Here is a 7,666-nt window from a genome sequence, read left to right on the forward strand (position 1 = left end):
CTCCGCCTCGATCTGGTCCTCGCGGCAGAAGATGTGAGCGTCGTCCTGGGTGAAGGCGCGAAGGCGCATGATGCCATGCAGGGCGCCGGACGGCTCGTACCGGTGGCAGGCGCCGAACTCGGCCATGCGCAGGGGCAGGTCGCGATAGCTCTTTTGGCCATAATTGAAGATCTGGACGTGCCCCGGGCAGTTCATGGGCTTAACGGCCAGCTCCTCGCCTTCCGTCGTCTCGCAGGTAAACATGTTCTGGCCGAACTTCTCCCAGTGGCCGGACTTCTCCCAGAGCCCCCGGTCCATGATCTGGGGTGCCTTGACCTCGACATAGCCGTCCACCTCCACGCGTCGGCGCATGTAGGCCTCCACCGTGCGGTAAAGGGTCCAGCCCTTGGGATGCCAGAAGATCATCCCCCGGGCTTCTTCCTGCAGGTGGAACAGGTCCATGGCCCGGCCGATCCGGCGGTGGTCCCGGCGTTCGGCCTCCTCGATACGCTTCAGGTAGGCCGCCAGGTCCGCCTCGCTGGCCCAGGCCGTGCCGTAGATGCGCTGCAGCTGGGCGTTGCGGTGGTCGCCGCGCCAGTAGGCGCCCGCCAGCTTGGTCAGCTTGAAGGCCTTGCCCACGTGCCGGGTCGAGGGCAGGTGCGGACCCAGGCACAGGTCCTTCCAGCTGCCCTGCCGGTAGACGGTGATGACCTCGTCCTCAGCCAGGTCGGAGATGATCTCGGCCTTGTAGGCCTCGCCGATCCCCTTGAAGTGGGCGATGGCCTCGTTGCGGTCCCAGACCTCCCTGACGATCTTCTCGTCCCGGTCAATGATCTCGGCCATCCGCGCCTCGATGGTGCTGAGGTCATCCAGCGAGAAGGGCTCGTCCCGGGCGAAGTCGTAATAGAAGCCGTCCTCGATGGCCGGACCGATGGTCACCTGGGTTCCGGGGAAAAGCTCCTGGACCGCCTGGGCCAGCACATGGCTGGCGTCGTGGCGGATCACCTCCAGGGCGTGGGGGCTCTCACGCGTCAGGATCTCGAAGGTCCCGCCGCCGGGCAGGGGGCGGTCAAGGTCCAGCAGCTGGCCGTCCAGGCGCACCAGCAGGGCGCGCTTTTCCAGCGACTTGGCGATGGACGCGGCGACGTCGCGGCCGCTGGCGCCCTCGTCGAAGGCCCGCTTGGAGCCGTCGGGGAAGATGAGTTCGATCATGGCTTGGTCTGTCCGTTTCGGAGCCCCCCGGCGTCGCCAGCAGCGATCGGCGCGGGGATCCGGGGTGGAACGGGGTCGTAGCCCGTTCCACCCCAAGGATTACATCGACACAGTCGGCTGGCGGCCAGTCCGGCGCCTTTCCAGGGACCATGCGTGATCAGGGCGTCTGCGGCGTAGTCCGAACAGGTCGGAAGAAACCGGCATTGGCGCCCGATCACGGGCGAGAGCGTCAGTTTGTAGGCGCGGTGGGCGCCCCTGACGCAGTGTTCGTAGAAGGTCATGCCGGCTCGCAGGTTTGCGAATTTCGCTTGCGCTTATCCCGCGGAGTCTGCGGGATCAAGCCGCGCCGGCGGGGCTAGTTCGGGCCTGGCCCCTGCGGACGGCCTCGAGCGCGGCCTCGAAGGCCAGCAGGGTCGAGGCGTGCCGGGCGGGGTAGTCCTTGACCGGGGCGAGCATGGCGAGATCCGAAAAGCGTCCTGTGGGCGCAGGACCGCCTGCCTTTAGCATAGAGCGGAAGGCGCCGGTCGCCAACTCAAGGTCTTCCTGGCTGGCGCCGATCGCCCCGGCGCCGAGGATGGCGGCTGAGGCCTGTCCCAGGGCACAGGCCTTCACCTCCTGGGCGAAACGGTCGATCCGGCCCGAGGCATCCAGTCCGACGTCCACCGTCACCCGGCTTCCACAGAGCCGCGAGCTCTTCTCCGCCGAGCCATCGGGCGCCTCGAGCCGACCCAGGTGTGGAAGGTTGGCGGCCAGGGCCAGCACCTTCGCAGAATAGATATCGTCGATCATGGCGCGCCAATCATGGCGCTTCTGGCGGGGCCCCGCCCCGTTCCGCCCAAAGCTGGCCCGCACGGTCGATCAGGGCTTCGTTCATGGCCCGGAATCCGTCCAGGTGGGCCGTCCGGTTGGCCTTGAGATGCCGCTTGGCCAGCAGTCCGGTGAAGACCTCACCGTTCGAGACGATGCAGCCGGTGGCGCTGACGATATCGACCTCGATGAATCGGACGCTCTTGACCCAGCCATCCGACCGGCTGTCCCGCCAGTGGATCTGTTCGAGGGGCACCCAGTCCAGCATCACAGGCCTGGCCTCCCGGGTCGTGCGGCCCGGCAGGGCCTCGGTCAGCTCAAGCGGGGCGCCGATCCGGATCTCTCCCCGGGACTTCGGATAGAGAGGGTTCCAGGCGCTCCAGCCGTCGACGTCGCTCAGCAGTTCCCAGAGGATTTCCGGGGGGACCTGAACGCCGATCCGGTGCTCAACCTTCAGGGGCGCGGCGCCGCCGGCCGACGGCCTTGGGCCGCGGGATTTCATCCCGAACATGGGTGGCGGGCGGATCGCCATCAGGTCCTCTCCTTCAGTCTCCAGGTCGCGCCGGACGCGCTGTCCATGACCTCGACGTTCAGGGCGGCCAGTTCGTCGCGGATACGGTCGGCGGCGGGCCAGTCCCGGTTGGCGCGGGCTTCGGTGCGGCTGGCGATAAGGTCGTCGATCTGGGACCTGAAGGCGTCATCTGCGCCGCCCTGGAACCAGTCTTCGGGATCTCCGAAGAGGAAGCCCATCAGCCGGGCCGAGGCCAGCAGGCGCCCCTTGGCCCCAGGCCGCCCGGGTCCGGTCGCTGTCTCCAGGGCTGTCGCCAGTCCAAACAACTCGGCCATGGCTTCAGGGGTGTTCAGGTCGTCCTCGAGGGCGGCCAGGAAGGCCGGGTCCGGGCCGGTGTCGGTCGCCTCCACCCCCGCCGACCGCCGCAGGGCGCCGTAGAGACGGTCCAGGGCCTTGACCGACTGGGCGATCAGCTCTCCGGTCCACTCCAGCGGTGCCCGGTAATGGCCGACCAGCAGGGCCCAGCGCAGGGCCTCGCCGGGGGCGGACGTCACCAGGTCGTTCACCAGGGCGACATTGCCCAGGCTCTTCGACATCTTCTCCTCGCCGAAGTTGAGGAAGCCGTTGTGCATCCAATAGCGGGCGTAGGTGCGCTCGCCGTCTGGTCCGGCGCCATGGGCACAGAGCCCCTGCGCCCGCTCGTTCTCGTGGTGCGGGAATAAAAGGTCGATGCCGCCGCCGTGGATGTCGATGGGCAGGCCCAGGGACTGCTCGATCATGGCCGTGCACTCGATATGCCAGCCCGGCCGGCCCGGGCCGAAGGGGCTGTCCCACACCGGCTCGCCGGGCTTGGAGGGCTTCCACAGGACAAAGTCCGCCGGATGGCGCTTGTAGGGGGCGACCTCGACCCGGGCGCCGGCGATCATCTCGTCCATCGGATGGCCAGACAGGGCCCCGTAGTCCGCGCAGGCCTGGGTGTCGAACAGGACATGGCCCTCGGCGCCATAGGCCGAGCCATTGTCCACCAGCCGGCCGATCAGGGCGATGATGGCGTCCATGGTCCGTGTCGCCCGGGGCTGGAAGGTGGGCCGCAGGGCGCCAAGCTCGGCCATGTCGGCGTTGTAGGCGGCCAGGTAGCGGTCGGTGATGACGTCGATGGACACGCCTTCTTCGGCGGCCTTGCGGTTGATCTTGTCGTCCACGTCCGTGACGTTGGCGGCGTAGAGCACGGCGGCCTCGCCGTAGATCCGACGCAGAAGGCGGAACAGGACGTCAAACACCACCACCGGCCGGGCATTACCGATGTGGGCGAAGTTGTAGACCGTCGGCCCGCAGACATACATCGTCACCCGGTCCGGATCGGCGGGGACGAAGGGCCGCTTGGCGCGGGCCTGGGTGTCGTAGAGCGAGAGGGGCATGGGACGGGTAGGACCTGGTGGATTGCGGCGCAAGGTTGCCCCCGGCGGGGCGGCTCCCGTATACAGTCTGGCCCTCCGGCGGGCCAAGGACTTTGGGAACCTCCCCGACGTCGCCGCGCCGGGACCAGAGGAAGGACGCCATGGCCGCTCCCGCCGACACGAATGCCGCCGCCGTGCCCGTCGGGCTGGAGCCCCTGCGTCGTCCAACCCGCGAGGAGGCCATGGAGGCCGTTCGCACCCTCATCGCCTGGGCCGGCGACGACCCCCGCCGGGAGGGCGTACTCGACACCCCCAAGCGGGTCATCGACGCCTACCAGGACTGGTTCGAGGGCTACCTCCAGGACCCCGCCAAAGAACTGTCCAAGACCTTCGAGGACGTCCAGGGCTATGACGATATCGTCATGCTGCGGGGCATCGAGGTGGAGAGCCACTGCGAGCACCACATGGCCCCGTTCCTGGGCAAGGCCTATGTGGCCTACATGCCGACCAACCGGGTCGTGGGTATCTCCAAGCTGGCCAAGGTGGTGACCATCTTCGCCCGTCGTCTCCAGAACCAGGAGACTCTGACCCAGCAGATCGCCAACGCCATCCACGACAGCCTGCGCCCGGCCGGCGTGGCCGTGCTCATCGACGCCGCCCACCAGTGCATGACCACCCGTGGCCTGCACCACCGGCACGTCACGACCCTCACCACCCAGTTCACCGGGGTGTTCAAGACCGACGATTCCCTCCGCCAGCGCTTCCTGGACTTCGTTAACCGTCAATAGGAGCCGCCATGACCGTCGATTTCCCGGCGGCCCCGTCGGTGGAGGCGCTGGAGACTGGCGACGTCCTGGCCCCCCGCTTCGGTCCCGACGGCCTGATCGCCGCCATCGCCCAGCACGCCGATACTGGCGAGGTGCTGATGCTGGCCTGGATGAACGCCGAGGCCCTGCGCGCCACCCTGGCCTCGGGCGAGGCCGTCTATTTCAGCCGCGCCCGCCAGGCCCTCTGGAAGAAGGGCGAGACCTCCGGCCAGGTCCAGGTGGTGGCCGAGGTGAGGATCGACTGCGACCAGGACGCCGTCCTCCTGAGGGTCCGGCCGCAGGGCGACGGCGGCGCCTGCCACGTGGGCGCGCGCACCTGCTTCTTCCGGAGCGTGACCCCGGACGGCGCCGGCCTTTTCCCCGTCCCCGGCGCCGGGCCTGACCGGGAGGCCGGCTGAGACTTGAGCGTTATGCAGGTTCATTGCATAACGGTCGTCTCGGGTCAGGGGGTGCCGGCATGTGGGAGCGGGGTCCTGTGGGCGGATTGGCCTTCGCCCTGATTCTGGCGGGAACCGCCGTCGCCGATGCGGCCCCCGAGCCTTCCGTCGAGCCCCTGATCGTCACCGCCCGGCTGCGCGCCGAGAACGACCTCGCCGCCCCCGTCTCCCTGACGGTGGTGACCCGGGAGACCCTGCGCGCCTCCGGGACCGACGGCGTCGCCGGCCTGGCGGTGCGCATCCCGGCCCTGGGCTACAGCTCGCCCAACCCGCGCAACACCGCCCTGACGATCCGCGGCCTGGGCAGCAGCGTGGCGGCGGTGTCCCAGGCCAATGACGGTTTGGAGCTGGGGGTGGGGTTCTATGTCGACGGCGTCTACCGCGCCCGGCCGGCGGCGGCGGCCTTCGACCTGTCGGACCTGGAGCGGATTGAGGTCCTGCGCGGGCCCCAGGGGACCCTGTTCGGCAAGAACACCACGGCGGGGGTGGTCAGCCTGACAACCCGCGCCCCGTCCGGCGTCCTTGGGGCCGACGCCGAGCTGACCCTGGGCGGGTTCGGGTATCGCCGCGCCCGGGCCAGCCTCTCCGGCCCCCTCGGTGACGAGCGGATCACCGCCCGGCTCAGCCTGGGCGGCGCCGACCGAGACGGAATGCTGCGCAGCATAAAATCCGGAGGGCGCAGCAATTCCCTCGGTGCCTTCAACGTCCTGGCGCGCCTGAGGATCGCCCCCTCAGATACCCTAGTCATTGATTTATCAGCAGATGCTGCAAGCCTGAAGTCCGAATGCTGCACCCAGGTCCCGGTGCGGGTTGGACCAACCCTGAAGCCCGCCGACCGCCAGTTCCCGGCCCTCGCGGCGGCGGCGGGCTATGTCCCGCTTCCGCTGGACCCGAAGGCGCGGACCACGGACATCGACGCCCCCCTGGCCAGCGACACGACGGAGGGCGGGGTCCTGGCGCGGATCGAAGCCCGGGCCGGTGCCTTCGACCTGACCAGCCTGACCGCCTGGCGGAGGTGGGACTGGGACGCAGCCAACGACCGGGACTATACGGGACTGTCGATCCAGACGGTCCAGCACATCCCTTCACGGCAGACCCAGGCCAGCCAGGAAGTCCGGCTGGCGACCCGGGGCGAGGGGCCGCTGCAGGCCGTGGCGGGGGTTTTCGTCTTCACCCAGGTGATCATCGGCCAACCGAAGTCCGTATACGGATCAGTAGCCACGGCCTGGCTGCTCGGGCCGGCCCCGACCTACCCGACGGACCTGCTGGACGGCTACGGCACGGACGGGCGGACCCGGTTCCGATCGACCAGCGCGGCGGTGTTCGGCGAGGCCAACTGGGCGGCCAGCGACCGCCTCAGCCTGACCGCTGGTCTGCGGTTCACCCGTGAGGACAAGACCGGCCGGTTCGACTCCACCGTCTCTGGCGGCGGCCCGGCACCCACCGCCTTCCTGCAGTCGGCCAAGCTGTCCATCCTGCGGCCCCAGTCCTATTCGGCCAAGGTCGGCGACGGCGCCGTTTCCGGACGCCTCGCTGGCGTCTATCGCCTGACGCCCGGCCTGTCGGCCTATGCCAGCCTGGCGCGGGCGGAAAAGTCCGGCGGGATCAACATGTCGGGCCTGCCCACCGACACCCAGGGCCAGCCGGCCCTGACCACGGCCGTCATCCGGCCCGAGCGGGTCACCGCCTGGGAGGCGGGGCTCAAGCTGCGCCCTGAGGGCGGCCGCGTCGCCGTCAGCCTGGACGTCTTCGAGACCCGGGTCCGCGACTACCAGGCCAATGTGGTCGACGCTGGCCCCGGCGCCCTTCGCGGCTACCTGGCCAACATCGAGGCCGTCCGCTCCCGCGGCGTGGAGGTGGAGGCCGAGGTCCGACCCGCCGAGGGGCTGGTCCTGACCGGCCAGGCCGCCCTGACCGACGCCCGCTACCGGTCCTATGCCAACGGTCCCTGCCCCCTGGAGCGCATCGGCTCCGGGACGGCCGCCTGCGACCTGTCGGGCCGGCGCCTGCCGGGGGTTCCGAAATGGGCCTGGAGCGCGACGGTGGACTATGCCCGTCCCCTGGCGGGAGCGGGCCTGGAGGCCTTCGCCCGCGCCGACGTCAGCGGCCGCAGCGACAGCGCCGGCGAGGCGACGGGCTCTGCCTATACAGTCATTGACGGCTACGCCCTGGTGAACCTGTCGGCAGGGATCCGCCGCCCGGGAGCCTGGGAGGTCACGGCCTGGGTGCGCAACGCCTTCGATGCTGCCTGGCTGACGGCGGTGACCGTCCAGGCGGGAAACTCAGGCCTGGTGCTGGGCGCGCCGGGCGATCCGCGCCTTGCGGGCCTGACCCTGAGGCTGGCCTACTGATGGGCACTCCCCACCGGAGACCGACATGACCGCCCGCACGCCCCGTCCTCCCGGCACACCCCGGACTCCCAGCACGCCTCGGGGTCCGCGCAAGCCGCCCCCCATGCCGCCGGAGTTCCAGCCCCGCCAGGGCGGGCCGCCCCTC

8 protein-coding genes are annotated in these 7,666 nt (G+C 69.8%); 3 read left to right on the forward strand and 5 right to left on the reverse strand.

The window, feature by feature from the left end:
* The 5 genes from thrS to cysS all read right to left on the reverse strand — a co-directional run.
* On the reverse strand, positions 1-1,191 hold a 1,191-nt coding region (gene thrS, locus WCJ52_RS09890), incomplete at its 3' end, for a threonine--tRNA ligase (RefSeq protein ID WP_336903138.1).
* The gene (gene yidD / locus WCJ52_RS09895) at positions 1,188-1,472 is read right to left on the reverse strand and encodes a membrane protein insertion efficiency factor YidD (protein ID WP_336903139.1); all 285 of its coding nucleotides are present in this window, start codon (positions 1,470-1,472) and stop codon (positions 1,188-1,190) included. The genes thrS and yidD, both read right to left, overlap by 4 nt.
* 55 nt (positions 1,473-1,527) lie before the next feature.
* Complete coding sequence (locus WCJ52_RS09900) at positions 1,528-1,980, reverse strand: iron-sulfur cluster assembly scaffold protein (RefSeq protein ID WP_336903140.1); 453 nt, start codon at positions 1,978-1,980, stop codon at positions 1,528-1,530.
* A 10-nt stretch (positions 1,981-1,990) separates the two neighbouring features.
* Entirely contained in the window at positions 1,991-2,530 is a 540-nt protein-coding gene (locus WCJ52_RS09905) for an SRPBCC domain-containing protein (RefSeq protein WP_336903141.1), read from the reverse strand.
* A complete protein-coding gene (gene cysS / locus WCJ52_RS09910; protein ID WP_336903145.1) occupies positions 2,530-3,927 on the reverse strand; it encodes a cysteine--tRNA ligase in 1,398 nt (465 codons plus the stop codon). Before cysS ends, WCJ52_RS09905 begins: the two co-directional genes overlap by 1 nt.
* A 140-nt stretch (positions 3,928-4,067) precedes the next feature.
* On the opposite strand from cysS, the gene folE reads away from it, so the two are divergent.
* From folE to WCJ52_RS09925, 3 genes are read left to right on the forward strand one after another with little or no spacing between them, the layout of a single operon-like run.
* The gene (gene folE / locus WCJ52_RS09915) at positions 4,068-4,694 is read left to right on the forward strand and encodes a GTP cyclohydrolase I FolE (RefSeq protein ID WP_336903142.1); all 627 of its coding nucleotides are present in this window, start codon (positions 4,068-4,070) and stop codon (positions 4,692-4,694) included.
* A gap of 8 nt (positions 4,695-4,702) precedes the next feature.
* Positions 4,703-5,131 (forward strand): phosphoribosyl-AMP cyclohydrolase, encoded by a 429-nt coding sequence (gene hisI, locus WCJ52_RS09920; RefSeq protein ID WP_336903143.1) that lies wholly within the window; start codon positions 4,703-4,705, stop codon positions 5,129-5,131.
* Positions 5,132-5,190: 59 nt separating this feature from the next.
* Positions 5,191-7,521: a TonB-dependent receptor gene (locus WCJ52_RS09925; RefSeq protein WP_336903144.1), complete on the forward strand. Its 2,331-nt coding sequence runs from the start codon at positions 5,191-5,193 to the stop codon at positions 7,519-7,521.
* Positions 7,522-7,666 lie beyond the last annotated feature (145 nt).

The sequence above is a fragment of the Phenylobacterium sp. genome (assembly GCF_037138395.1).
Taxonomy (GTDB): domain Bacteria; phylum Pseudomonadota; class Alphaproteobacteria; order Caulobacterales; family Caulobacteraceae; genus Phenylobacterium.

What these genes read in the sequence shown, in the direction of transcription:
- yidD (WP_336903139.1), bottom strand. Translation starts at nt 1,472, where the DNA reads ATGACCTTCTACGAACACTGCGTCAGGGGCGCCCACCGCGCCTACAAA.
- WCJ52_RS09900 (WP_336903140.1), bottom strand. Translation starts at nt 1,980, where the DNA reads ATGATCGACGATATCTATTCTGCGAAGGTGCTGGCCCTGGCCGCCAAC.
- WCJ52_RS09905 (WP_336903141.1), bottom strand. Translation starts at nt 2,530, where the DNA reads ATGGCGATCCGCCCGCCACCCATGTTCGGGATGAAATCCCGCGGCCCA.
- cysS (WP_336903145.1), bottom strand. Translation starts at nt 3,927, where the DNA reads ATGCCCCTCTCGCTCTACGACACCCAGGCCCGCGCCAAGCGGCCCTTC.
- folE (WP_336903142.1), top strand. Translation starts at nt 4,068, where the DNA reads ATGGCCGCTCCCGCCGACACGAATGCCGCCGCCGTGCCCGTCGGGCTG.
- hisI (WP_336903143.1), top strand. Translation starts at nt 4,703, where the DNA reads ATGACCGTCGATTTCCCGGCGGCCCCGTCGGTGGAGGCGCTGGAGACT.
- WCJ52_RS09925 (WP_336903144.1), top strand. Translation starts at nt 5,191, where the DNA reads ATGTGGGAGCGGGGTCCTGTGGGCGGATTGGCCTTCGCCCTGATTCTG.